Source organism: Streptomyces sp. P13-3-3 (assembly GCF_050571355.1).
Lineage (GTDB): Bacteria > Actinomycetota > Actinomycetes > Streptomycetales > Streptomycetaceae > Streptomyces > Streptomyces althioticus.
Map to the genome: position 1 here is coordinate 3933824 of NZ_CP192228.1, position 23287 is coordinate 3957110.

A 23287-nucleotide genomic window follows, 5' to 3' on the forward strand; every position below is an offset into this window, starting at 1 on the left:
CAGGTCCCTCCGCCGGGTCCCCGCTCCCGGCGCCGCGGCTTCGAACGAGAGCTTTCGACGAGGAGAGCACGTGTCACAGGAGAACCCCGTCCCCGCCCCCGACGACGACGCCGGCTACGACTACGACGTCCTCGTCGTCGGCTCGGGCTTCGGCGGTTCCGTCTCGGCGCTCCGGCTGACCGAGAAGGGCTACCGCGTCGGCGTGCTGGAGGCCGGCCGCCGCTGGACCCGCGAGTCGCTGCCGAAGAACTCCTGGGACCTGAAGAACTACCTCTGGGCGCCCAGGCTCGGCATGTACGGCATCCAGCGCATCCACCTGCTGGGCAACGTGATGGTGCTGGCCGGCGCGGGCGTCGGCGGCGGCTCGCTGAACTACGCCAACACCCTGTACGTGCCGCCGAAGCCGTTCTTCGAGGACCCCCAGTGGGGGACCATCACCGACTGGCAGGAGGAGCTGGCGCCGTACTACGACCAGGCGCGGCGCATGCTCGGCGTGCGGCTCAACCCGACGGTGACCCCTTCGGACGTCCACCTGAAGGCGGCGGCCGAGAAGATGGGCTGCGGCGACACCTTCCACATGGCGCCCGTCGGGGTCTTCTTCGGCGACGGCGAGGACGCCGACGGAAAGGTCAAGGCCACGCCGGGCAAGGAGGTGCCCGACCCGTACTTCGGCGGGGCGGGCCCCTCGCGGCGGGCCTGCTCCGAGTGCGGCGAGTGCATGACGGGCTGCCGGCACGGCGCGAAGAACACCCTCAACGAGAACTACCTGTACCTCGCCGAGAAGGCGGGCGCGGTCGTGCACCCGATGACCACGGCCGTGTCGGTGACGGAGGACTCGCGCGGCGGCTTCGCCGTCGCCACCCTCCCCACGAACGACCGGCGCAAGGGCAAGGGCCGCACGTTCACCGCACGCCGGGTGGTGCTGGCCGCCGGCACCTACGGCACGCAGACGCTGCTGCACCGGATGCGCACGGGCGGGCAGCTCCCGCACCTCTCGGACCGGCTGGGCGAGATGACCCGCACCAACTCCGAGGCGCTGGTGGGCGCGCAGACCGACGACCGCCGCTACCGCAAGGCCACCGGCGAGCCGAAGGCCGACTTCACCCGCGGTGTGGCCATCACGTCCTCCATCCACCCGGACGAGAACACCCACATAGAGCCGGTCCGCTACGGCAAGGGTTCCAACTCGATGGGTTCCCTGTCGATCCTCCAGGTGCCGTACGCCGACAACGCCTCGGGCGCGGTGCGGGTGCTGGGCTGGCTGGGCAACGCGGCCCGGCACCCGTGGCTGATGCTGCGGTCGCTGTCCAACCGGCGGTGGTCGGAGCGGACCATCATCGGCCTGGTGATGCAGTCGCTGGACAACTCCCTGTCCACGTACCTCAAGCCGTCGGGGGTGGGCCGTGGGCTGCTGACCGCGCGCCAGGGGCACGGCGCCCCCAACCCCAAGCAGATCAAGGCGGCGTCCGACGGCGCGTCCGCGCTGGCCGCCGAGATCAACGGCTTCGCGGGCTCCAACGTGGGCGAGCTGACGGGCATGCCGCTCACCGCCCACTTCCTGGGCGGCTGCGCGATCGGCGACTCCTCGGAGACCGGCGTGATCGACCCGTACCACCGGCTGTACGGGCACCCCGGCATCACGGTCGTCGACGGTTCCGCGGTCTCCGCGAACCTCGGGGTGAACCCGTCGCTGACCATCACCGCGCAGGCCGAACGGGCCATGTCGTTCTGGCCCAACAAGGGCGAGGAGGACCCGCGTCCGGCGCAGGGCGAGGAGTACCGGCGGCTGAACCCGGTGGAGCCGAAGGCACCGGCCGTCCCGGCCGACGCGTTCGGCGCGCTGAAGCTGCCCTTCCTGGGTATGCCGGCGGTGCCGCCGAAGAAGTAGCCGCGCACGCCGGGCGCCCGGGCGTGACGTGGAGGAAAGGACCTGTGCCCCCCTCCGGGCTCAGGTCCTTTCCCCTTGTCACGGGGCCGCCACACGGGCGGCCGGGGTCACGCCTCGGCGCCGGCCTTGCGACGGCGGACGACGAACAGCGCACCCGCGCCGGCCACGACGGCGACACCGCCGACCAGGCCGATCACCGGCAGGGCGGAGTTCGAGCCGGTCTCGGCGAGGCTGCCGGTGACCTTCACCTCGCTGACCCTGTCGAGCTCCTTGACGCCGCCGGTCTGCGGCTTGGCGTCGTCGGGGTCACCGGCGTCGGAGCCGGCGGCGAGGATGTCGAAGAAGTAGATCCAGCCGTTCGGGTCGTCGGCGATCCAGCAGCCCTCGGTGTCCGAGTACTCGGCGAAACCGCCGGTGAGGCCCAGCGCGTCCGGCACCTTGCCGCTGACGGAGAGCCGCAGCTGGTAGGAGACGGACTGGCCGGCGCCCAGCGAGAACGCGGCGAACGTGGCGCCCTCGCCCGCGGCGCCCGCGAGCGTGTTCCACCTGCCGGTCGCCTTGTCGTACGCCTGGACCGTGATCTGGCCGGAGTAGTCGCGGACGTCCTCCCAGCCGACAGCGGCGACACCGATCAGCGGCCTGATGTTCTTGATCTCCTCGTCGCCGCGGTTGGTGACGTCGAAGGAGAACGTGGTCCAGCCGCTGCCCGCGACGATCGTCTCGGGCAGGCCCGACAGTCCGCTGCGCAGGGCGTCGCTGAGCTCGGCCGTGCTCTCGCCGTCCTCGTCGAGGCAGAGCTCCGGGTCCTCCTCGGCCGGGGTGCTCGCGCTGGGGTTCGGCGAGGGGGAGGCGGAGGTGGACGCCGAGGGCGAGGGGCTGGAGGAGGGGGAGGACGAGGCGGAGTCGTCGGCGCCGTCGTCGGTGCCGTTCCCGTCCTCGCCGTTCCCGGACTCGTCGGTGTCCTGCTCCGGCTGTCCGTCCTGCTCGCCGGTGCCGGACTCCGCGGACTCCGTCCCGTCGGGGGCGGTCGTCGGGGCGGACGGGGCCGTCTCCGTCTCCGTGGACAGGGTCGTGGCGGAGGACGGGTCGGTCGCGTGGGCGGCCGGGGCCGCGAGGAGGGCGGCCGGGACTATCGCTGCCGTCGCGGCCGCTGCGGCCAGGGCGCGGCGAAGCTTCATGAAGACCTCGGTGAGTCCGGCGTGCCGCGCGGTCGCGGCACGAGTCGAAGAGCGCCTCCGTGTGGGGCGCACGGGTCTGATCCCTGATGTCGGTGAGTTCGATCACTGAGGCCCGCGCAGGGTTGTCCTGGATCTCACAGAATCTTTACGTGATGTGGATCACGCGGAGGGATGGTGACCGTTGGGCTGGACTCACCGTCCGGGAGAAGGACCGCCGTCCTGCGGCCGAGAAGCCGTCCGAAGGGCCCCGCCCGGAGCCCGCCGCCCTGCCGGAGAGGCCGTCGACGCGAGAGGGGAAAGCCCGCCGCGCCCGCCCGGTCGAGGGGCCGGCGCACGGGTTCCGCCCTGGCAGGAGACGGTCGGCCGGGCCTCACGCGCTCACGCCGCCGCACGGTGTGGAACGGCGTCGGCGTGCTGACCGCCGCGGCCCTGGCCGTCGTCGCCGTCAGCCCGTCGGCCGCGCTGTGCCGGCTGCCCGGCGGGCTCGGCGCTGCGCATGGGCGCCGCCCGGAGCCCGCCGCCCTGCCGGAGAGGCCGTCGACGCGAGAGGGGAAAGCCCGCCGCGCCCGCCCGGTCGAGGGGCCGGCGCACGGGTTCCGCCCTGGCAGGAGACGGTCGGCCGGGCCTCACGCGATCACGCCGCCGCACGGTGTGGAACGGCGTCGGCGTGCTGACCGCCGCGGCCCTGGCCGTCGTCGCCGTCAACCCGTCGGCCGCGCTGTCCCGGCTGCCCGGCGGGCTCGGCGCTGCGCATGGGCGAGGCCCGGGACCCGTACGACCGCAGCGTGACGGTGTCCCGCGAGGGCGGGTGCGGGGTCGCCACCCGGACCTGCCCCCCGCGTGAGGAGGACACGCGCGTCGGCCGGCCCCGGGCGTCCCCGGGGCCGGCCGATCTCTCGCGTGACCGGGGCGGCTGTCCCCTGCCTCCCGGTCACCGGTACCGGAACGAGGTCCCACGACGCACGGCACGAGCCGTCCGTCTCATCGTTCCGGCGAGCCACGCGTGGTACTGCTCCGGTCCGCCCCTGGCTGGCGCGGACACCGGGACCAACGACCCGCCGGGCCCACCGGTCACGCACCGGACGGGTGAGAGGGGATCCGCACGCCAGTGCCGGGAACGCGGATTCAGATCTTGCCCCGGCACAGCTCCAGCAGGGTCATGGCGAGCGCGGTGCCCGGCTTGCCCAGGGCGTCCCGGTACGTGGCGAGGATCTCCATCTCGCGGGAGAGGTTCACACGGCGGCCGCCGGAGGCGATCCGTTCCTTCTGGATCACGGCGGACACCGCCATCCGTTCCTGCACCAGACCGATGATCCGGTCGTCCAGCGCGTCGATCCGCTCACGCGCGTCGCTGATCAGCTCGGCGGCCTCGGCCGTGCGGGCGCCGGTCTTCTCGGTGGGCTCGGTGGTGACGGCGGTCATGTCGGGGCTCCTCGGTGGGTGGTGGCCCCGGAGCGACACGGTCCGGTGAAACGCCAGGCGCCCCGGACCTGTCGGCCCGGGGCGCCTGGGAAGTCGCTTGTCAGTTGCTCAAGCAGCACGACCATGGCAGCCGGCGGGCCGGGTGCCATAGGTAAAGAGGAAGGTCGGGTGCGTGAGCATGGGGCCAGTATGCCCGGTCGGCCCGGTCCGTCCAACGCCCGGCCCGCATGGTGAGACGTGGCGGGGGGACGCCGGGCGCGGATCGGACCGGGACGGAACGCGTCGCCGTCTCGGTAGAATCGGGAGGCACAAGACCCCCGCCCCACCGCCGGAAGGCACCTCGTGTCATCAGCGACTCCCGCTGCCAACGCGCCCGACACCGTCCTGGTCGTCGACTTCGGCGCGCAGTACGCCCAGCTCATCGCCCGTCGCGTCCGCGAGGCGCGGGTCTACAGCGAGATCGTGCCGAGCACCATGCCGGTCGCGGACATCCTCGCCAAGAACCCCGCGGCGATCATCCTCTCCGGCGGCCCCTCGTCCGTGTACGAGGAGGGCGCCCCCCGCCTCGACCGCGAGCTCTTCGAGGCCGGCGTCCCCGTCTTCGGCATGTGCTACGGCTTCCAGCTCATGGCCCAGACCCTGGGCGGCCAGGTGGACAACACCGGCGCCCGTGAGTACGGCCGCACCGACCTGCACGTCGCCAGGAACTCCTCCACCCTCTTCGAGGGCACCCCCGAGGAGCAGGCGGTCTGGATGTCGCACGGCGACGCCTGCTCCGCCGCCCCCGAGGGCTTCACCGTCACCGCGTCCACGGACGTCGTCCCGGTCGCCGCCTTCGAGAACGACGAGAAGAAGCTCTACGGCGTCCAGTACCACCCCGAGGTGATGCACTCCACGCACGGGCAGCAGGTGCTGGAGCACTTCCTGTACCGCGGCGCGGGCCTCACGCCGAACTGGACCACCGGCAACGTCATCGACGAGCAGGTGGCCGCCATCCGTGAGACGGTCGGCGACAAGCGCGCCATCTGCGGCCTGTCCGGCGGTGTGGACTCCGCCGTGGCCGCCGCGCTGGTGCAGAAGGCCATCGGCTCCCAGCTCACCTGCGTCTACGTCGACCACGGTCTGATGCGCAAGGGTGAGACCGAGCAGGTCGAGAAGGACTTCGTCGCCGCGACCGGGGTCCAGCTCAAGGTCGTCGACGCCGAGGAGCGGTTCTTGAAGGCGCTGGCCGGGGTCTCCGACCCCGAGCAGAAGCGCAAGATCATCGGCCGTGAGTTCATCCGGGTCTTCGAGCAGGCCCAGGCCGAGATCATCGCCGACGAGGGCCCCGCGGTGGAGTTCCTGGTGCAGGGCACCCTCTACCCGGACGTCGTCGAGTCCGGCGGCGGCAGCGGCACCGCCAACATCAAGTCCCACCACAACGTGGGCGGTCTGCCCGAGGACCTCGAGTTCCGGCTGATCGAGCCGCTGCGCAAGCTGTTCAAGGACGAGGTCCGGATGGTCGGCCAGGAGCTCGGCCTGCCCGAGGAGATCGTCCACCGGCAGCCCTTCCCCGGCCCTGGCCTGGGTATCCGCATCGTCGGCGAGGTCACCAAGGAGCGGCTCGACCTGCTCCGCGAGGCCGACGCGATCGCCCGCGAGGAACTGACCGCGGCCGGCCTGGACCGTGACATCTGGCAGTGCCCCGTGGTGCTGCTCGCCGACGTCCGCTCGGTCGGCGTCCAGGGCGACGGCCGCACCTACGGTCACCCGATCGTGCTGCGCCCGGTGTCCTCGGAGGACGCCATGACCGCCGACTGGTCGCGGCTGCCGTACGACGTCCTCGCGAAGATCTCCACGCGGATCACCAACGAGGTCCGGGACGTCAACCGGGTCGTGCTGGACGTCACGTCCAAGCCGCCGGGCACCATCGAGTGGGAGTAGTCCCCGCGGTCACGTCCGTTTGAGCGTGCGCACCGGCGCTCCGGGCTTCCAGACCTGCACGACGAGGTACTTCTCGTCCTCCACGGAGGTCCGCACGACCTCCGTGACCTCGGTGCGGAAGAGGTGGAACGGCTCCGGCGGTTCCACCTCTTCGGCGTACCGGGCGCGGGTCGCCGTGTCGTCCTCCGGCACCTCGACCGCCCGTCCGGCGATCCGCACGTCGCCGCCGCCCATGGTCGTGCCCTCGCCCGGGTTGGCCTGGAGCGAGAAGCGGGGATCGCGGCGCACGTCCAGCGCCTTCATCGACCCCGGCATCATCCCGAACCACAGCTCGCCGTCCAGGAAGCGCACCTCCAGGCCCGTGGTGCGCGGCGAGCCGTCCTTGCGGAGGGTCGCGAGGACGTGGTGCGTGTGGGCGGCGAAGCGCTCCTCGACGGTCCGCGCCAGTTCCGGCTCGGCCGCGGCGAACGCTCCCCAGGTGACGCCGGAGTCTTCCCGGCCGTCCGTGTGCGTGTCCGTGCTCATGCAGCGAGTGTGTCCCGGAAAACCGACACCCTCTGTCGGGTATCCGGGTGGTCCGCCGGGTATCCGGACGGATGTCCGGTGTTACGGAACAGAGCTGTCGTACGGCGCGCCCCCCGGGTAACTTCCGCCCCGTACGCGAACCCCCGCGGGAGGACTCATGCACGGGCCCACTCCGCCCCTGCCGGTGCCCACCGACAAACTGCAGTTCGCCATGCCGCCCATGCACGAGTCCCTCGAGGACGAGCGCAGGCACCGCAAGGAGCGGCTGGCGGGCGCGCTGCGGCTGTTCGGCCGGCTCGGCTACGAGGACGGCGTCTCCGGGCACATCACCGCACGCGACCCCGAGTTCAGCGACTGCTTCTGGGTCAACCCGTTCGGCATGCCGTTCCGGCACGTCACCGTGAGCGACCTGGTGCTCGCCAACCGGGACGGCCAGGTCGTCGAGGGCGGACACCACGTCAACCAGGCCGCGTTCGCCGTCCACGCCCAGGTGCACGCGGCCCGGCCGGACGTCGTCGCCGTCGCCCACTGCCACTCCGTGCACGGCCGTGCGCTGGCCGCCCTCGGCGACCTGCTCGACCCGATCACCCAGGAGAGCTGCGCCTTCTACGAGGACCACGCCCTGTACGACGCCTACACCTCCGTCACCGTCGACCCCGAGGAGGGCCGCCGCATCGCCGCCGCCCTCGGCACCCGCAAGGCGCTGGTGCTGCGCAACCACGGACTGCTGACCGTGGGCGACTCGGTGGACGCGGCGGCCTGGTGGTTCATGACCATGGAACGCTCCTGCCAGGTGCAGCTCGCGGCGCGGGCGGCCGGCCGTCCCGTGCTGATCGAGCACCGCCAGGCGGTGGCCACCCGGGAGCAGCTGGGCGGGGACCTGGTGGCGTGGATCAACTACCAGCCGATGTGGCGGGAGATCACGCGGAGCGAGCCGGATCTGCTGGACTGAACGCGCGTATCGCGGAGGCACGGGGGAGGGCGGGGGAGCGCGTCAACACGGCGCCTGGAGGTTCACCCGTGGCGACCGGGCCCGGCGGACGGGACGGGCGTGGCGTAGGGCACAATTCGCTCTCGACGCGGGGGAGTTGTCCGGCGGCCGCCGAGGGCGGTCGTGGTGTGTCGGGATGTGTCGGGTAGTGCGGGAAGGCGGCTTCGGGCGTGGCGGTGCAGGAGGCGAGACAGGGCGGAGCGGATCCGGCTGCCCACGAGGGCGGCTGCACCTGCGGGGACTGTCCGCACGGTGCGCGTGAGGGGCACCGGCGCGCGGTCGCCGCGTTCCTGGTGAAGCGGGACGAGTTCGCCACCGGCCAGGGACTCCCTGCCGCGGTGGCCCACTCCGCCTCCGCCTCCCGGCAGTGGGTCTCCGAGGAACTCGCCCAGGCCGCCGAGGCGGTGGCCGAACGCGGCCGGGCCGAGGGCGCCGCCTGGCTGGCCCGGCTGTGGCAGCGCACGGCGGTCGTCGTCTGGGCCGGTGTCCTGGCGCTGCTGCTCGTACAGGCGCTCACCGCGATCGGCGCGGGCTGGACCTCCGCGCGCACGGCCGGGCTGCTGGCCGCGGTGCTGGTGGCGGGGGCGCTCACCGCGGCGTCCTGGTTCCACCGGGCGCGCGGCGGCGCGCTCGCCCCGGTCGTCGGCGAGGACAACCGGCTCTCCACGTCCCGGGCGGTGGCCGGCTCCTGGGTGCTGCTCGTCGCGTTCGCCGTCCTCGTGCTGGTGGGGCGGCTCGCGGCCGCCTCCGACCACCGGGAGCGCGACGCGCTGATCGACGGCCTGGAACTCGCCCGCGGCGCCGGCGTCGTGACCGTGCTCGCCGTGGTCTGCGGGATCGCCGTCCTGGTGCGCCGGGTGGTCGGGCTGCGGGTGCAGGGGCAGCGGCTCCAGAAGGTGCGCGCCCACCGGCCCAGGGCGGCCGACCTGCTCACCGACGACTCCGGACGCGGCAGCTTCGCCGACATCCAGTACGTCATCATCAACGCCGTCGCCCTCGCCTTCGCCGCCGTACGGCTGGCCCGCCGCCCCGACCAACTGCCCGACCTGCCCTGGGGACTGGCCGTGGTGGTGCTGGTGTCGGCGGGCACCTACCTCGCGGGCAAGTACGCCGAGGGCGGGCGTCCGGTGATCCTCTCCGTGGTGCGGGCCCGGGAGGCCGGGGACCTGGACGCGCCCATCCGCACCGGGGACGACATCGAGATCCGCGGCACCGGGTTCGTCCCGGCCGGGGCGCAGGGCGCGGACCGCCTGGCGCGCATGGTGGTGCGGGTCGGCCCGGTGAACGTCCATGTGCCGCTGGTGCCGGTGGTGGGCGGCTTCGACAACCCGGCCGACGACCTGCTGACCGTGCCGGTCCCCGCCGACGTGGAGCCCGGCCGCGTCGACGTGCAGGTGGTCACCGCGGCCGGAGTGGAGACCAACCGCTACACCATCGACGTCACGGAGTGACGGCGGGACGACGGAGCGGAGCCGCAGTCGACGGGTCGCTGTCGCTTCCCTGACAAAACGCTGTCGACCGGGTTCGTCCCACGCCGATTGCCGTACGTTCGGTCTGTCCAGGAGGGCCCGGAGTCGGAAGGCGGCGACGACATGACGCACGGCATGCGCGCAGACAGTTACACCCCACGTCCCGACGGCGACGGCGGGCTGCGGGACACCGCCGCCCGCTACGCCCTGCTGCCGCTGCGGATCTTCCTCGGCGTCACCTTCGTCTACGCCGGCCTCGACAAGCTCACCGACAGCGCCTTCCTCAAGGACTCCGGGGCCGGCTCGATCGGCGACATGATGCGCGCCGTCCGCGACTCCTCCGCGATCCCGGCGCTGGTCGACATGGCGCTGGAGAGCCCCGTCGGCTTCGGCTACGCCATCGCCTTCGGCGAACTGGCCGTCGGCATCGGCACCCTGCTCGGACTGCTCACCCGGATCGCCGCCCTCGGCGGGGCGCTGATCTCGCTCAGCCTGTGGCTGACCGTGAGCTGGGCCGCCGATCCGTACTACTACGGCAACGACCTGCCGTACCTCATGGCCTGGACCCCGCTGATCCTGGCCGGGGCCCCGCTGCTGTCGGTGGACGCCGCCCTCCGCGCACGGCGACGCCGCGGAACCTTCTAACCTCCCGTCGTGCGCGCGTGGTCGGCCGTGTCCGTGCCCTCCGGAGCCGGGCGGACGCGGCGGCGGCGCACCAGTCCGGTCACGGCACCCACCCCGCCGGCCAGGCAGAGGCCGCCCACGACGAGCGGGACCACCACGAACCACGGTGTCTCCCAAGCCCCTCCCGCGTCCCCGCCGTAGACCACCGCCGCCGCGACGAGGGCGGTGCCCGCGATCAGCCGGCCGGGCTGGAACTCATGACGCAGCACGGCTCACCTCCGCCTGCCCCGCGCCGACCCGGAGGTCGAGCCGCAGCGTGCCCGCCTTCCCGGCACCGGGCGGTGGCTCCAGGGTCATCTCCTCGTACTTGCCCGGTGCCACGTCCACGTCCTTCCGTCCGTCACCCGGCACCTGGATGTCACCGAGCCCGACCTCGACGCGCAGCCGCACGGTCGCGTCCCGGGGGACGATCACATGGATGCGGCCCAGTCCCACCTCGACCTGCGTGGAGACCGTGTCGCCCGCGGGGACGCGGACCGTCGACAGGTCCAGCTTCCCCTCGCCGGCGCCCAGGTCGTACATCGGACGGATCTGCGCGGCCGAGGCGGGCCGCCAGCCCGTGCGGGTCCAGTCCGTGCCGATGTCGTCGGGCATGGCCGTCGATCCGGCGAGCAGACCCGCCGTGAGGACCGCGAGGACGATCGACCCGGCTCCCGTGCGGCCCAGGAAGGCGCTCACCGCGATACCGAGGCCGAAGACGCCCAGGGCGCACGCCAGACCCGTCTGCAGGCTGGTGCCGAGGGGCTGCGTCTCCCAGGTGAGGCCCGTGCCCAGACCGGCCGCGAGCAGCGCGAACAGGAAGACCCAGCCGCCGATCCCGCGAGGGCCTCTCGGCTTGGGCGGGCGCGCCTGGGGCGGCCGCCACACGTCCTTCGCGCCGCCGCCGCTCCCGGAGCGGACCCCGACGCCGACCGCGGTGGCGATGTCCAGGTCCCGCGAGTCCTCCGGGCCCCACAGGTAACCCGTGCCCCCGACATAGGTGCCGTCCTTGACGATGGGCTCGCGCCACCACGACGGATACGCGGCCGGGGCCGGCGGGGCCTGCGGTTCCGGCGGGGCGTCGGCGGCGGCCTGCGCGGCGATCGGGTCCGGGCTCGGCGTGCCGCGCCGCCGCGACCAGTAGGCGGCGCCCGCGAGCAGCAGGGACAGTATGACGGCGAAGCTCAGCACCCCGTCGTTGCTCAGCATGGACAGGAAGAGGCCGCAGCCGACCAGTGCGAAGAGCACCGCCGCCAGCGTGTGGCCGTCGACCCGGCCGGTGAGCAGCCGGCGGACCTGGTTCTCGTCCTCGTCGTCGTACGGGACGAACAGCCAGGCGAAGCCGTAGAAGATGAGGCCGATGCCGCCGGTCGCGGACAGCACGGCGAGCGTGATCCGGAAGATCACCGGGTCCATGTCGTACTGCCGGGCGAGACCGGAGCAGACACCGCCGAACATCTGGTGCCGCCGGTCGCGCCGGAAGTGCCGGCCGGGGTCGACGGCCCCCGCCGGTGCGCCGGCCGTCCCCTCCTTCCCCGCGCCCGCACGCGAGGGGCCCGCGGCGGGCGCACCGGGCCCGGCCCCGGGACGCGATCCCGGGTCCGACGCGGCGTGCTGGTGATCCGTCATGCGTCCATGGTGACGTCCGAGCCGCCCGAGCGGCAGTCGGAACGACCCTGGCCGGACCCTGATATCCGCCCCCGAGGCCCGCCTCGGGGACGGCGGTTCCGCGACCGGACGCCCCGAAGCCCGGGGCTCGGCCCCTGTCCCTGCGACCCGAAGCCCGGGACTGGGCCCCTGCCCCCTGCGACGCGGGGCCGGGCGGCCCTCGGCCCGGGCCGGGAGCTCCGTGGCCCGTGGCCCGGAGCCGCATCACCCGCGCCGGGGCGGGGCTCCGGTGCACCGGGGCCGCACGCCTTCACGGTCCGGGGAGGCGCCCTGCGGTCCGGGCCCGTCCCGAGGGTCCCGGGGGCCGGGGCGCACGCCCCGGTGCTCGGAGACGGGCCCCGGCGGCTCGGGTGTCGGTGGCCCCGATGTCGGGATCAGGGGTGTTTCCGGGGCGGACCCTGATGCCCTGGACTGCTCGGCGTGTGACCATCGTTGGCATGTCGGAAGCCGCAGCAGCGCCCCTCGCCGAGCCGCGGCCGCCGCGCAAGCTCTACCGCAGCAGTGACGGACGCTGGCTCGGGGGAGTGGCGCGGGGGCTCGCCGGGCATCTCGGCCTGCCCGTGATCTGGGTGCGTCTCGCGTTCGTCGCCCTGTTCATGGCCGACGGTCTCGGGGCCCTGCTGTACGCCGCGTTCTGGTTCTTCGTGCCGCTCGGGGTGGGCGGCGTCGACGCGCAGAAGCCGCCCTCGCCCGTCACCACCGAGACCACCCCGGACGGCCGCCGCAGACTCGTCACGCGGAAACCGGACAAGGGACAGATCGTCGCCCTGCTGCTCATGGTCGTGGTGGCCATGATCTTCGTGGGCAGCGTCAACCTCACCAACGGCGCCCGGGCCTACCTGTGGCCGACCGTCCTGGTCGGCGCGGGCGTGGCCCTGGTGTGGCGGCAGGCGGACAACGCCCGCCGGGCCCGCTGGATGGAGGTCGGCCGCCGCAGGCGGACGGTCACGCTGCTGCGGGCGGTGGCGGGCGTGCTGCTGGTGACGGCGGGCGCCTCCGGCATCTTCGTCCTGCGCGGCTCCGGCAGCCACCTCGGCGCGGTGCTGCAGGCCGCCCTCGCGGTCCTCGTCGGCGTCACCCTGCTCGCCGGGCCGTACCTCGTCCGTATGACCCAGGACCTCTCCGAGGAGCGCCTGATGCGCATCCGCGCGCAGGAGCGCGCCGAGGTCGCCGCCCACGTCCACGACTCCGTGCTGCACACCCTCACCCTGATCCAGCGCAACGCGGACCGCCCCAGCGAGGTGCGCCGCCTGGCGCGGGCCCAGGAGCGCGACCTGCGCGCCTGGCTCTACAAGCCGGAGGGGAACGGCAAGGACGAGGACGAGGAGCCCACCACCCTCGCCGAGGCGGTCAAGCGCAACGCCGCCGAGGTAGAGGACAAGCACGGCGTCCCCCTGGAGGTCGTCGTCGTGGGCGACTGCCCCCTGGACGAGAAGATCGGTGCGCAGATGCAGGCCGCGAGGGAAGCGATGGTCAACGCCGCCAAGTACGGTGGCGAGGGAGGCGCGGTCCAGGTCTACGCGGAGGTCGAGGGGAGGACGGTGTTCGTGTCCGTCCGGGACCGAGGTCCCGGGTTCGACCTCGACTCGATACCCGCCGACCGCATGGGCGTCAGAGAATCGATCATCGGCCGCATGGAACGCAACGGCGGCACGGCGCGGCTGCGCGCGGTGCCGGACGGGGGCACCGAGGTCGAGCTGGAGATGGAGAGGGCGGAGAAGACGTCATGAGCGAGCCGACCGAGGCGAACGCAGCGGCGGAAGCGGCACCGGCGGACGGGACCGCGGAGCCGGCCGGCGGCACCGGGCGGCGCCATGTGCGCGTGGTCCTCGTCGACGACCACCGCATGTTCCGCACGGGGGTCCAGGCGGAGATCGGGCAGACCGAGCAGACCGGCGTCGAGGTCGTCGGCGAGGCCGCCGACGTCGACCAGGCGGTCACGGTCATCACCGCGACCCGGCCCGAGGTGGTGCTGCTCGACGTGCACCTGCCCGGGGGCGGCGGCATGGAAGTGCTGCGGCGCTGCACGTCGTTGATGGGTGACCCGGAGCGGCCGGTGCGGTTCCTCGCGCTGTCCGTGTCGGACGCGGCGGAGGACGTCATCGGCGTCATCCGGTCCGGCGCGCGCGGCTACGTCACCAAGACGATCACGGGTACCGACCTGGTCGACTCGATCTTCCGGGTGCAGGAGGGCGACGCGGTGTTCTCGCCCCGGCTGGCCGGGTTCGTGCTGGACGCCTTCGCGTCCACGGACGCCCCGCCGGTCGACGAGGACCTCGACCGTCTCACCCAGCGTGAGCGGGAGGTGCTGCGGCTGATCGCCCGCGGCTACGCGTACAAGGAGATCGCCAAGCAGCTGTTCATCTCGGTGAAGACGGTGGAGTCGCACGTCTCCGCGGTGCTGCGCAAGCTGCAGCTGTCCAACCGCCATGAGCTGACCCGCTGGGCGACGGCCCGCCGCCTGGTCTGAGCCGGCGGACCGACCCGGCCGGACAGGCCCGGCCCGGTCACACCACCCGCGTCGCCCCCGCGAACGGCATCTGGTCGACGGGGGCCACGCGGACCGGGGCCGAGGGGTTCGGGGCGTGGATCATCTGCCCGTCGCCGATGTACAGGCCGACGTGGCTGATGCCGGAGTAGAAGAACACCAGGTCGCCGGGGAGCAGTTCGGAGCGGGAGACCCGTCGTCCCGCGTCGATCTGCGCGTACGTGGTGCGCGGCAGGGAGACGCCCGCGGAGCGGTAGGCGGCCAGCACGAGGCCCGAGCAGTCGAAGGCGTCCGGGCCGGTCGCGCCCCACACGTACGGGCTGCCGAGCTTCCGGTGCGCGTACGCGACGGCCTGCGCGGCGCGCGCGTTCGGCGCCTGTGACAGGGCGGCGTCCCGGGCCGTACCGCCGGCCGAGCGGGCGGCGCGGTCGGAGCCGCCGGTGATCCGGGCGCGTTCCTCGGGTGACATCCGGGCCAGCGCCTGGCGGGCGGCGGACAGCTTCTCGGTGATCGTCCGCTTGTGGCGCCCGAGTTCGGCCCGGCGGGTGGTGAGCGTCTTCACCTCGACGCGGGCCGCGCCCCGCAGCTTCTCGATCTCCCGGAGCTGGGCGCGCACCCGGCCCAGTTCGGCGTGGTGGCGGCTCCCGGCGCGTTCGGTGAGGGCAGCGCCGTCGAGGTAGGCGTCGGGGTCGTCGGACAGCATCAGACGCAGGGCGGGGTCGAGGCCCCCGTCGCGGTACTGCGCCGCCGCGACCGTCCCCAGGGCCTCGCGGGCCTTGTTCAGCCGCGCCTGGGCGCGGGCCGTCTCGTCCTGGAGGTCGCGCAGCCGCTCCCGCGCCGAATCCGCCTTCTCCTCGGCACCGTTGTACTTCTCGGTGGCGACCTCGGCCTCGCGGTACAGGCGGTCCACCTCGGCGCCCGCCGGAGCCGGCCGAGGAGCCGCGTGGGCCGCTCCGCCCGAACCGGCCGTCGTGGCCGCTCCCGCCAGGACGAGGGTGACGGCCGCACGGGCCGTGGTGCCGCCCACCGGGCGCTGCCGTGACCTGCGGTGCGCTGCCACCCTCGAAGCCGTCCTTCCCGTCGACGCCCGCCGGGGCCGGACGACGGTCCGGCGGTCCGGCGGCGGGGTGACAGGGGAGCCGTCCGCCGCCGGAGCCTTTCCTCGGCGGTGGTGTCCGGCCGCCGCTCCTGACCGAGCGGCGATGCGGAGCCGGTCACCTGGGGCAGGACGCTAGGCCCGGCCGCGCGGCGCGGGATACGGGTTGTGCGGAACTGTCGTCCCCGGAGCATCGGATGACCGTAAGTGACCGTTGAGCCGTGCAGGGCGCTTCGTTCTCACTCAGGGTGATGACCGATGTGGTGAAGGCGGGAAAGACGAGGGCGGCGGAATGCTAGGGGATACCCCTGGCTAGGCTCCGGCCTCATGGACGTACTCCTCCACATCTTCGTCGGTCTGCACATCATCGGCATCGCGTCGCTGCTCGGCGGCTTCCTCACCCAGATGAAGGCGATGGGCGCGGGCACCGCCCGCTTCGTCCCCGCGATGCTGCACGGCGCGCTGACGATGCTGGTCACCGGCGTCGCCCTCGTGGGTCTCAACGAGGCCCAGGATTACTCCGTCGACCACGTCAAGATCGGCGTGAAGCTGGCGCTGCTGATCGTGATCCTCGGCCTGGTCTACGTGAAGCGGGACGAGGAGAAGGTGGACAAGGGCGTCTTCGGCCTGGTCGGCCTGCTGACCGTGGCCAACATCTTCATCGCGGTCCTCTGGACCTGAGCCCCTCGTCCCGGAACACCGGGCGCCGCCGTGGACACGGAAACCGCCGACCGAGCCGTCACCGGCCCGGTCGGCGGTTTCGTTTCCGCGCGTCGAGAGGCCCGTCAGGCCGGGCGGACGATGCTGTGGATCGCGGAGTCGCCGTCGTAGTAGATCGACTCCTCGCGGACGTACGTGCCCGGCTTCGGGGCGTGGATCATCATGCCGTTGCCGATGTAGATGCCCACGTGGGTGACGTCGTCGTAGAAGAAGACCAGGTCACCGGGTTGCGCCTGGGACACCGGGACGGTGGTGCCCGCGTTCACCTGGTCGTACGTGGTGCGCGGGAGGGAGACGCCGGCGGCCTTCCAGGCGGCCTGGGTCAGCCCCGAGCAGTCGTAGGAGCCGGGTCCGGTCGCGCCCCAGACGTACGGCTTGCCGATCTGCGCGCGGGCGAAGGCGAGGGCCTTCTCCGCCTTGGTGCCGTACGACGAGTCGGCCGGCGGGGTCTCGGCCGAGCCGGTGGACCCGGAGCCCTCCGAGGTGCCGCCGCCCTGCTGCGCGGCCTCCTCGCGAGCCTGCTCCTGCTCCGCCTGCTGCCGGGCCAGCTCCGCGGCCTTGCGGGCGGCCTCCTCCTGCTTGCGCTTCTCGATCGCGGCGAGCCGCGCCTTCTCCTCCGCGGTCAGCTTCGACAGCAGTTCGCGCGCGTCGGCGAGCTTCTTCTGGACGGTGGCCTTGGCCGTCTTCAGGTCGCCCTGCGTCTCGGTGAGCGTGCGGAGGCTCTCGGTGGCCTCCTGCCGCTTCTTCATCGTCTCGGTCTGCTGGGTGACGTAGTCGTCCACCGCCGCCTTCTGGCGGCCGGTCATCCGGTCCAGCACCTGACGCTGGTCGAAGATGTCCTGCGGGGTCTCCGCGAGCAGGAACGTCGCGGTGTCCGGCATGCCCGCGCCGGTGCGGTACTGGGCGGCGGCGTAGGAGCCCAGCTCCGAGCGCGCGTCGTTCAGCTTCTGTGTGCGCTTCGCCACGTCGTCGAGGAGGGTGTCGACGCGCTTGCGCTGCTTGGTGGTCTTCTCCTTGGCCGCGTTGTACTTCTCGGTCGCCGACTCGGCCTGGCGGTAGAGGTCGCCGACCTTCTTCTCCACCTCCTCCAGGCTCGGCCGGTCCCCTCCGGGGGAGGCGTTGGCCGTCTGGGAGAGCAGGGCCACAGAGGTGAGCGCGGCCGTGGCGAGGGCCGGGGTGCGTATGCCTGCCACGCGCGTGCCGGGGGTGCGCGACTTGCGGTGCGACGCCAAGGGAGGCGACTCCTTCCGGTGCTCCGCCTACCGGGTTAGCTGTCGGGTTCGGGCGGGTGGAAGGGTTGCCCTACGGCCTCTCCGAAGAGTGGGCCGATTCACCCCAAGTCTCGGTGGGTCCCCGGCTCCGGCTGCCCTGGCGGACAGTGACGGACTCGGCGGGGGCCGCGCGGCCCGGCGAGGTTCGCCGGCAGGGGACGAGCGGCCCGGACGGCACGGTAGCCAACTGGTGTGGCCCTTGTGAAGGTTGATGGGTGATATGCCCGATACATTTTCGTGACCTTCTTGTGGATGTCACGCACGGTGAGGCGCTGGCCGTGGAGGGTGCCCGCCGCGGCGCCCCGGGGAGGGGCCGGGGGATGTTTCCGGGGCGGGCCCGGGTTGTCGGTGGAGCGCCCTAGACTCGGAGAGCGATGAGCAGCCTCTTTGACGACAGCTTCCTGGCGGACCTCCAGGCCCAGCGCGGCCCGGCGGACGAGCCCCCGCCGCCGCCCGAGGACGAGCACGCCCCGGAGCCCCTGCCGGACGACCTGTTCGGCGGGAAGTTCGACGTGCCCCCGGAGCGGGACTCCTACTACCGGGACGGCGCCCCGCGCCCGGTGATCGACTCCGCCGCGCTGCTCGAGGGGCTGAACGACAACCAGCGCGCCGCGGTCGTGCACTCCGGCTCCCCGCTGCTCATCGTCGCCGGAGCCGGGTCCGGCAAGACCCGTGTGCTCACCCACCGCATCGCCCACCTGCTCGCCGAGCGGGGCGTCCACCCGGGCCAGATCCTCGCGATCACCTTCACCAACAAGGCCGCGGGCGAGATGAAGGAGCGCGTCGAGCAGCTCGTCGGCCCCCGGGCGAACGCGATGTGGGTGATGACCTTCCACAGCGCGTGCGTCCGCATCCTGCGCCGCGAGTCCAAGAAGCTCGGCTTCACGTCGTCCTTCTCGATCTACGACGCCGCCGACTCCAAGCGTCTGATGGCCCTGGTCTGCCGTGACCTGGACCTCGACCCCAAGCGCTTCCCGCCGAAGTCCTTCAGCACCAAGATCAGCAACCTGAAGAACGAGCTGATCGACGAGGAGGACTTCGCCGCCCAGGCCACCGACGGCTTCGAGAAGACCCTCGCCCAGGCCTACGCGCTCTACCAGTCCCGCCTGCGCGAGGCGAACGCGCTGGACTTCGACGACCTGATCATGACGACGGTCAACCTGCTCCGCGCCTTCCCCGACGTCGCCGAGCACTACCGCCGCCGCTTCCGGCACGTCCTGGTCGACGAGTACCAGGACACCAACCACGCCCAGTACGCCCTGGTGCGCGAGCTGGTCGGGGGCGCCTCCGAGCACCCCGTCGACGTCCCGCCGGAGGCCGAGGTGCCGCCCGCCGAGCTGTGCGTGGTGGGCGACGCCGACCAGTCCATCTACGCCTTCCGCGGCGCGACCATCCGCAACATCCTCCAGTTCGAGGAGGACTACCCGGACGCGACGACCATCCTGCTGGAGCAGAACTACCGCTCCACGCAGACGATCCTGTCCGCCGCCAACGCCGTCATCGAGCGCAACGAGTCCCGCCGCCCGAAGAACCTGTGGACCAACGCGGGCGAGGGCGCCCGCATCACGGGGTACGTCGCGGACACCGAGCACGACGAGGCGCAGTTCGTCGCCGACGAGATAGACCGCCTCACGGACGCGGGCGAGGCCAAGGCCGGCGACGTCGCCGTCTTCTACCGCACCAACGCCCAGTCCCGTGTCTTCGAGGAGATCTTCATCCGCGTCGGCCTGCCCTACAAGGTCGTCGGCGGCGTGCGCTTCTACGAGCGCAAGGAGGTCCGGGACGTCCTGGCCTACCTGCGGGTGCTGGCCAACCCGGAGGACTCGGTGCCGCTGCGCCGCATCCTCAACGTCCCCAAGCGCGGCATCGGCGACCGCGCCGAGGCCATGATCGACGCGCTCGCCCAGCGGGAGAAGATCAGCTTCCCGCAGGCGCTGCGCCGCGTCGACGAGGCGTACGGCATGGCCGCCCGGTCGGCGAACGCCGTCAAGCGGTTCAACACGCTGATGGAGGACCTCCGCACGGTCGTCGAGTCGGGCGCCGGACCGGCGACGGTGCTGGAGGCCATCCTCGAACGCACCGGCTACCTCGCCGAGTTGCAGGCCTCCACCGACCCGCAGGACGAGACCCGCATCGAGAACCTCCAGGAACTCGCGGCCGTCGCCCTGGAGTTCGAGCAGGAGCGCGGCGAGGGCGAGACGGGCACGCTGGCCGACTTCCTCGAGCAGGTCGCGCTGGTCGCCGACTCCGACCAGATCCCCGACGAGGAGGACGGCGACGGCGTCATCACGCTGATGACCCTGCACACCGCCAAGGGCCTGGAGTTCCCGGTCGTCTTCCTCACCGGCATGGAGGACGGCGTCTTCCCGCACATGCGCGCCCTCGGCCAGACCAAGGAGCTGGAGGAGGAGCGCCGCCTGGCCTACGTCGGCATCACGCGGGCCCGCGAGCGGCTCTACCTCACCCGGTCGGTGATGCGCAGCGCCTGGGGCCAGCCGTCGTACAACCCGCCGTCGCGTTTCCTGGAGGAGATCCCGGCCACGCACCTGGACTGGAAGCGGACCGGGGCGAGCGGCCCCGTGGCCAACGGCCCGGTGTCCGGGGTGGCCGCGTCGCTGTCGTCCTCCCGCTCCCGCTCGTCCGCGTCGGGCGCCTCCGGCTTCGCCACCCGGCGCACCTCGGAGAAGCCCGTGGTGTCGCTGGCCGTCGGGGACCGGGTCACGCACGACCAGTTCGGTCTGGGCACGGTCGTCGCGGTGAAGGGCACGGGGGCGAACGCCGAGGCGACGATCGACTTCGGCGACGAGAAGCCCAAGCGCCTGCTGCTGCGGTACGCGCCGGTGGAGAAGCTCTAGCCGACCGGGCGGTGGCACGTCGCGGGGCCGGAGTCCGCTCCGGCCCGGCAGGCCCTACGTCGGTTCGATGCCGTGGCTGCGGAACCAGGCGAGCGGGTCGATCGACGAGCCGCCGCCGGGGCGGACCTCGAAGTGCAGGTGCGGGCCGGTCGAGTTGCCGGAGTTCCCGGAGAACGCGACCTGGTCGCCGGCCTTGACGGTCGCGCCGGAGGGCACCTGGTAGCTGGAGAGGTGGCAGTACCAGGTCTCCGTGCCGTCCTTCGCCGTCACGATCAGCATGTTGCCGTAGGCGGAGTTGTACTGCGTGCGCACCGTGCCGTCGGTCGCCGCCAGCACGGGCGTGCCGTACGAGACGGGGAAGTCGATGCCGGTGTGGAGGGACATCCAGTTGATGCCGGACTGGCCGTAGTAGGCGCTGAGTCCGTGCTGCGCCACCGGGAGCGCGAACTTCGGGCGGAGCCGCTCCTTGCGGGCCGCCTCCTCGGCCGCCCGCTTGCGCTCGAGCTCCTGCTGGGCCTTGAGGTCGATGCGGCCCTGGGCGCGGCTGGCCCGGTCGGCGAAGTCGTCGGCGCCGGCGGCGACACCCTCGAGCTGGGTGTCCAGCTTGACGTTGACGGCGGACGGCTGGACGGGCTGGGCGTCCGCGGCGGTCGTCCGCGCCTCCTGGCCGCCCTCCTCGGACAGGTCGCCCACCGAGGCGGCGGCGATGCCGGCGACCCCCATCACGCACGCCGAGGGCACGGCCACGGTCAGCAGCGCGGAGCGCTTGGGCGGGGTGCGGCGGCGTGAGCGGGACCCGGAGCGTGAGGCGGCGCGCGGTGCGGGGGCGACCTCCTCCTGCTCGTCGAGGAGGGAGACGGCGGGGAGTTCGCCGGTGTCGGCCGGTTCACCGGCCCCGGGTTCGTCCGGACCGGGCTCGCCGCGGTAGTCGTCCTCCGCGTACGGCTGGTCGGGCGCGCCCTGGTCGTAGGACTCCTGCGCGAAGTCCTCGTGCGCCGCGAGGTTCTCCTGCTCGTACGGCTCTCCGCCGTACTGCGCGTCCGGTGCGGGCGTCGCACCGCCGTCGGAGTTCCACTGGGTGGCGTCGTAGACGCCGCTGTCGAAGGTCTGCGTGCCCCAGTCCCACTGCTGGGTCGGGTCCGCGGGCTGCTCGGCCTGGTCGGGCTGGAGCCACGCGTTCGCGTCCCACTGGCCGGTCTCCGGGGATCCGCCCTGCTGGGGGATCACCGCCATCGGCTGCTGCCCGGTGGTCCAGGCGGTCGCGTCGTGGCCGCCGGTGTCGTACGCGGCCTGCTGGAAGGCGTAGGCGTCGTAGTGCCCGGTGTCCTGCGCGCCGGCCGTCCACTGGCCCGTGGTCCAGGCGGCCTGCGCGGGGTCCTCGCCCGGCATGCTCCCGAAGAGGGGGTCGGCGGCGAAGGTGCCGGCGGTGTGCTCACCGGTGCCGTAGTAGGTGGCGTCGTAGCCGGCGTAGGAGGTGACGTCCCCGTACGGGACCTCCTGGCTGCCGTACGACGCGTAGGGCGCCGAGGCGGCATCGGAGGCCGGAGCCGGGGTCATGGTCCCCGACGGGTGACGGTCGTTCACCAACTTCTCTTTCGCCTCGACAACAGGGGCTGCCAGAGCAGTGCGGCGACTGTACCCGGCGGTATGCGGGCGCGACAATCTTCCACAGGTTTCGCGCCCGCAGGAAACGGGCATTCGGTCGGGTTTCGGTGGCCGGTGGGCGCGGTCTTGGCTCTACGTTCGACTTGTGTTCGAAATTGGGACGCATGGGCGTCGACAAGTCGGCCGTCGCTGACCGTTGTTGTTCGCTTCTGGACGCGGAAGATCGCTCCGTGGGAGGGAGAGGCGCGGGCGTGTCGTGCGCCCCCAGCGCCTCAGGCCACCGTGAGACCGTTCGCCCGTCCGCCGGACGGTTCACCCGGATGCGCCGTGTCCAGCGCCTCCCGGATGCCCGTCGCCACCGCCGGGTGCACCGGCAGCGCCAGGTGCCCCACCCCGCTCACCCGCACGTTGACCGCCTTCAGGTCCGGGTGCTCGACGCACGCGTTCTCCAGCGGATCCATGATGTGGTCGAGGTCGCTCCAGAACGCCACGAAGTGCGTACGGCACCCGGGCGCGGGCCGGGCCAGCTCCTCCAGCACCGGGGAGCCGGGACGCATCTGCCGCACGATCGGATGGGCGTTGGCCAGCGGCGCCACGCGCGTGCCGGAGTGCGGGGTGCCGAGCGTGACCAGCGTCCGCACCCTCCGGTCACCGCCCAGCCGCTGCACGTAGTACCGCGCGATCAGCCCGCCGAGGCTGTGCCCGACCACGTCCACCCGCTCGCTGCCCGTGCGCTCGCAGACCTGCTCGACGTGCCGGCCGAGCAGCTCGGCCGCCGTGCGGATGTCGCACGTCAGCGGGGAGTAGTTGAGCGACTCGATCTGCTGCCGGCCGTGCTGGGCCAGACTGCGGCGCAGCAGGACGAAGACCGAGCGGTTGTCGATGAAGCCGTGCAGCAGCACGACCGGCGGCTTGGCCTCCGTCGGCAGCTGCGCCGTCCCCTCCGGGGCGGTCAGCGCCGAACGGTCGGGGCCGCGCCGCTCCTGGATGATGCCGGCGGGATAGAGGAGGACATGGCCCGCCAGGATCGCCAGCTCCAGGGCGGTGGCCTTCAGCAGGCCCACGGAGAGATCCGCCAGCCGGGCCGGCAGCAGACGCCGGCAGAGGGGCAGGAACGGAAGAGCTGCCTGGGTGACCTTCATGGCCGACCTCCTGTCGGCACGCGAGGGGACAGCCTCGTCCCCCGTGTGCCCTCGTGGAATGGCGCTCCGAGTGCGGTCGACGGTGCGCGCCGGTGAAGCGCGGACGGTGCGCGGTGGTGGGTCGACCTCGAGGCGCATCCCTTATGCGCATGTTCCCACTGTTGTCCCTGTGTCGCACGAGCACTCGGCCTCGGGGCCGGGCCCGGGAACGCTGCGCGACGGACGTGTCCCACCGTGTGATTTCCCCCTCCCTGTGCACCGTGAAACTGCCGGTTGCGGGATGCTGGAGATAACGTTCGTTCACTTCTGCGGCCGGTTCCGGCCGGGGAATCCGTGCGATGTGTGCGGTACTGGTCGATACGGATGGATGTAGTCGCTTCATG

18 protein-coding genes and 1 riboswitch are annotated in these 23287 nt (G+C 72.7%); of the genes, 9 read left to right on the forward strand and 9 right to left on the reverse strand.

Annotated features, from left to right (window positions below; all coding sequences use genetic code 11):
- The first annotated feature begins 70 nt into the window (after positions 1 to 70).
- Positions 71 to 1888, forward strand: a complete 1818-nt coding sequence (locus ACQZOG_RS18110) for a GMC oxidoreductase (RefSeq protein WP_037641137.1) — start codon at positions 71 to 73, stop codon at positions 1886 to 1888.
- A gap of 107 nt (positions 1889 to 1995) precedes the next feature.
- On the opposite strand, the gene ACQZOG_RS18115 is transcribed toward ACQZOG_RS18110, so the two are convergent.
- Together ACQZOG_RS18115 and ACQZOG_RS18120 are read right to left on the reverse strand one after the other, a co-directional pair.
- The gene (locus ACQZOG_RS18115) at positions 1996 to 3066 is read right to left on the reverse strand and encodes an LAETG motif-containing sortase-dependent surface protein (protein ID WP_033272406.1); all 1071 of its coding nucleotides are present in this window, start codon (positions 3064 to 3066) and stop codon (positions 1996 to 1998) included.
- A 1125-nt stretch (positions 3067 to 4191) separates the two neighbouring features.
- Positions 4192 to 4488, reverse strand: a complete 297-nt coding sequence (locus ACQZOG_RS18120; protein ID WP_037641140.1) for a chorismate mutase — start codon at positions 4486 to 4488, stop codon at positions 4192 to 4194.
- A 342-nt stretch (positions 4489 to 4830) separates the two neighbouring features.
- Here ACQZOG_RS18120 and guaA point away from each other — a divergent pair, with 342 nt between their 5' ends.
- Positions 4831 to 6411, forward strand: coding sequence for a glutamine-hydrolyzing GMP synthase (gene guaA / locus ACQZOG_RS18125; RefSeq protein WP_033272404.1), 1581 nt, complete (start codon positions 4831 to 4833; stop codon positions 6409 to 6411).
- A 9-nt stretch (positions 6412 to 6420) separates the two neighbouring features.
- On the opposite strand, the gene ACQZOG_RS18130 is transcribed toward guaA, so the two are convergent.
- Positions 6421 to 6936: a pyridoxamine 5'-phosphate oxidase family protein gene (locus tag ACQZOG_RS18130; RefSeq protein ID WP_193466692.1), complete on the reverse strand. Its 516-nt coding sequence runs from the start codon at positions 6934 to 6936 to the stop codon at positions 6421 to 6423.
- 157 nt (positions 6937 to 7093) lie between these two features.
- Here ACQZOG_RS18130 and ACQZOG_RS18135 point away from each other — a divergent pair, with 157 nt between their 5' ends.
- The 3 genes from ACQZOG_RS18135 (at position 7094) to ACQZOG_RS18145 (ending at position 10041) form a co-directional block, all read left to right on the forward strand.
- The gene (locus tag ACQZOG_RS18135) at positions 7094 to 7888 is read left to right on the forward strand and encodes a class II aldolase/adducin family protein (RefSeq protein ID WP_387757574.1); all 795 of its coding nucleotides are present in this window, start codon (positions 7094 to 7096) and stop codon (positions 7886 to 7888) included.
- A 209-nt stretch (positions 7889 to 8097) separates the two neighbouring features.
- Positions 8098 to 9378, forward strand: a complete 1281-nt coding sequence (locus ACQZOG_RS18140) for a hypothetical protein (protein ID WP_430741649.1) — start codon at positions 8098 to 8100, stop codon at positions 9376 to 9378.
- A 141-nt stretch (positions 9379 to 9519) separates the two neighbouring features.
- On the forward strand, positions 9520 to 10041 hold the full coding sequence (locus ACQZOG_RS18145) for a DoxX family protein (RefSeq protein ID WP_033272400.1): 522 nt from the start codon (positions 9520 to 9522) through the stop codon (positions 10039 to 10041).
- On the opposite strand, the gene ACQZOG_RS18150 is transcribed toward ACQZOG_RS18145, so the two are convergent.
- Positions 10038 to 10289: a hypothetical protein gene (locus ACQZOG_RS18150; protein WP_430741650.1), complete on the reverse strand. Its 252-nt coding sequence runs from the start codon at positions 10287 to 10289 to the stop codon at positions 10038 to 10040. The two genes, ACQZOG_RS18145 and ACQZOG_RS18150, sit on opposite strands and share 4 nt — an antisense overlap.
- The gene (locus ACQZOG_RS18155; protein WP_430741651.1) at positions 10276 to 11688 is read right to left on the reverse strand and encodes a PspC domain-containing protein; all 1413 of its coding nucleotides are present in this window, start codon (positions 11686 to 11688) and stop codon (positions 10276 to 10278) included. The genes ACQZOG_RS18150 and ACQZOG_RS18155 overlap by 14 nt, the downstream gene beginning before the upstream one ends.
- 476 nt (positions 11689 to 12164) lie before the next feature.
- On the opposite strand from ACQZOG_RS18155, the gene ACQZOG_RS18160 reads away from it, so the two are divergent.
- Both ACQZOG_RS18160 and ACQZOG_RS18165 read left to right on the forward strand, forming a co-directional pair.
- Entirely contained in the window at positions 12165 to 13457 is a 1293-nt protein-coding gene (locus ACQZOG_RS18160; RefSeq protein ID WP_033272397.1) for an ATP-binding protein, read from the forward strand.
- Positions 13454 to 14197 (forward strand): LuxR C-terminal-related transcriptional regulator, encoded by a 744-nt coding sequence (locus ACQZOG_RS18165; protein ID WP_033272396.1) that lies wholly within the window; start codon positions 13454 to 13456, stop codon positions 14195 to 14197. The genes ACQZOG_RS18160 and ACQZOG_RS18165 overlap by 4 nt, the downstream gene beginning before the upstream one ends.
- Before the next feature lie 37 nt (positions 14198 to 14234).
- On the opposite strand, the gene ACQZOG_RS18170 is transcribed toward ACQZOG_RS18165, so the two are convergent.
- A complete protein-coding gene (locus ACQZOG_RS18170; protein WP_037641153.1) occupies positions 14235 to 15275 on the reverse strand; it encodes a C40 family peptidase in 1041 nt (346 codons plus the stop codon).
- Between the two features lie 363 nt (positions 15276 to 15638).
- Here ACQZOG_RS18170 and ACQZOG_RS18175 point away from each other — a divergent pair, with 363 nt between their 5' ends.
- Positions 15639 to 15992: a hypothetical protein gene (locus ACQZOG_RS18175; protein ID WP_033272394.1), complete on the forward strand. Its 354-nt coding sequence runs from the start codon at positions 15639 to 15641 to the stop codon at positions 15990 to 15992.
- A 104-nt stretch (positions 15993 to 16096) separates the two neighbouring features.
- On the opposite strand, the gene ACQZOG_RS18180 is transcribed toward ACQZOG_RS18175, so the two are convergent.
- Positions 16097 to 17263 (reverse strand): NlpC/P60 family protein, encoded by a 1167-nt coding sequence (locus ACQZOG_RS18180; RefSeq protein WP_430741652.1) that lies wholly within the window; start codon positions 17261 to 17263, stop codon positions 16097 to 16099.
- 24 nt (positions 17264 to 17287) lie between these two features.
- Positions 17288 to 17424: riboswitch (cyclic di-AMP (ydaO/yuaA leader) on the reverse strand.
- Positions 17425 to 17676: 252 nt separating this feature from the next.
- Here ACQZOG_RS18180 and pcrA point away from each other — a divergent pair.
- A complete protein-coding gene (pcrA, locus tag ACQZOG_RS18185) occupies positions 17677 to 20157 on the forward strand; it encodes a DNA helicase PcrA (protein WP_430741653.1) in 2481 nt (826 codons plus the stop codon).
- Positions 20158 to 20211: 54 nt separating this feature from the next.
- Here the strand turns inward: pcrA and ACQZOG_RS18190 are convergent, their stop codons facing one another.
- Positions 20212 to 21855: a peptidoglycan DD-metalloendopeptidase family protein gene (locus ACQZOG_RS18190; protein ID WP_409350489.1), complete on the reverse strand. Its 1644-nt coding sequence runs from the start codon at positions 21853 to 21855 to the stop codon at positions 20212 to 20214.
- Between the two features lie 179 nt (positions 21856 to 22034).
- Positions 22035 to 22904 carry an esterase/lipase family protein gene (locus ACQZOG_RS18195; protein ID WP_033272390.1) on the reverse strand — a complete coding sequence of 290 codons (870 nt, stop codon included), beginning with the start codon at positions 22902 to 22904 and terminating at the stop codon, positions 22035 to 22037.
- Positions 22905 to 23287 lie beyond the last annotated feature (383 nt).

What these genes read in the sequence shown, in the direction of transcription:
- ACQZOG_RS18115 (WP_033272406.1), bottom strand. Translation starts at nt 3,066, where the DNA reads ATGAAGCTTCGCCGCGCCCTGGCCGCAGCGGCCGCGACGGCAGCGATA.
- ACQZOG_RS18120 (WP_037641140.1), bottom strand. Translation starts at nt 4,488, where the DNA reads ATGACCGCCGTCACCACCGAGCCCACCGAGAAGACCGGCGCCCGCACG.
- ACQZOG_RS18130 (WP_193466692.1), bottom strand. Translation starts at nt 6,936, where the DNA reads ATGAGCACGGACACGCACACGGACGGCCGGGAAGACTCCGGCGTCACC.
- ACQZOG_RS18135 (WP_387757574.1), top strand. Translation starts at nt 7,094, where the DNA reads ATGCACGGGCCCACTCCGCCCCTGCCGGTGCCCACCGACAAACTGCAG.
- ACQZOG_RS18145 (WP_033272400.1), top strand. Translation starts at nt 9,520, where the DNA reads ATGACGCACGGCATGCGCGCAGACAGTTACACCCCACGTCCCGACGGC.
- ACQZOG_RS18155 (WP_430741651.1), bottom strand. Translation starts at nt 11,688, where the DNA reads ATGACGGATCACCAGCACGCCGCGTCGGACCCGGGATCGCGTCCCGGG.
- ACQZOG_RS18160 (WP_033272397.1), top strand. Translation starts at nt 12,165, where the DNA reads ATGTCGGAAGCCGCAGCAGCGCCCCTCGCCGAGCCGCGGCCGCCGCGC.
- ACQZOG_RS18165 (WP_033272396.1), top strand. Translation starts at nt 13,454, where the DNA reads ATGAGCGAGCCGACCGAGGCGAACGCAGCGGCGGAAGCGGCACCGGCG.
- ACQZOG_RS18175 (WP_033272394.1), top strand. Translation starts at nt 15,639, where the DNA reads ATGGACGTACTCCTCCACATCTTCGTCGGTCTGCACATCATCGGCATC.
- pcrA (WP_430741653.1), top strand. Translation starts at nt 17,677, where the DNA reads ATGAGCAGCCTCTTTGACGACAGCTTCCTGGCGGACCTCCAGGCCCAG.
- ACQZOG_RS18190 (WP_409350489.1), bottom strand. Translation starts at nt 21,855, where the DNA reads ATGCCCGTTTCCTGCGGGCGCGAAACCTGTGGAAGATTGTCGCGCCCG.
- ACQZOG_RS18195 (WP_033272390.1), bottom strand. Translation starts at nt 22,904, where the DNA reads ATGAAGGTCACCCAGGCAGCTCTTCCGTTCCTGCCCCTCTGCCGGCGT.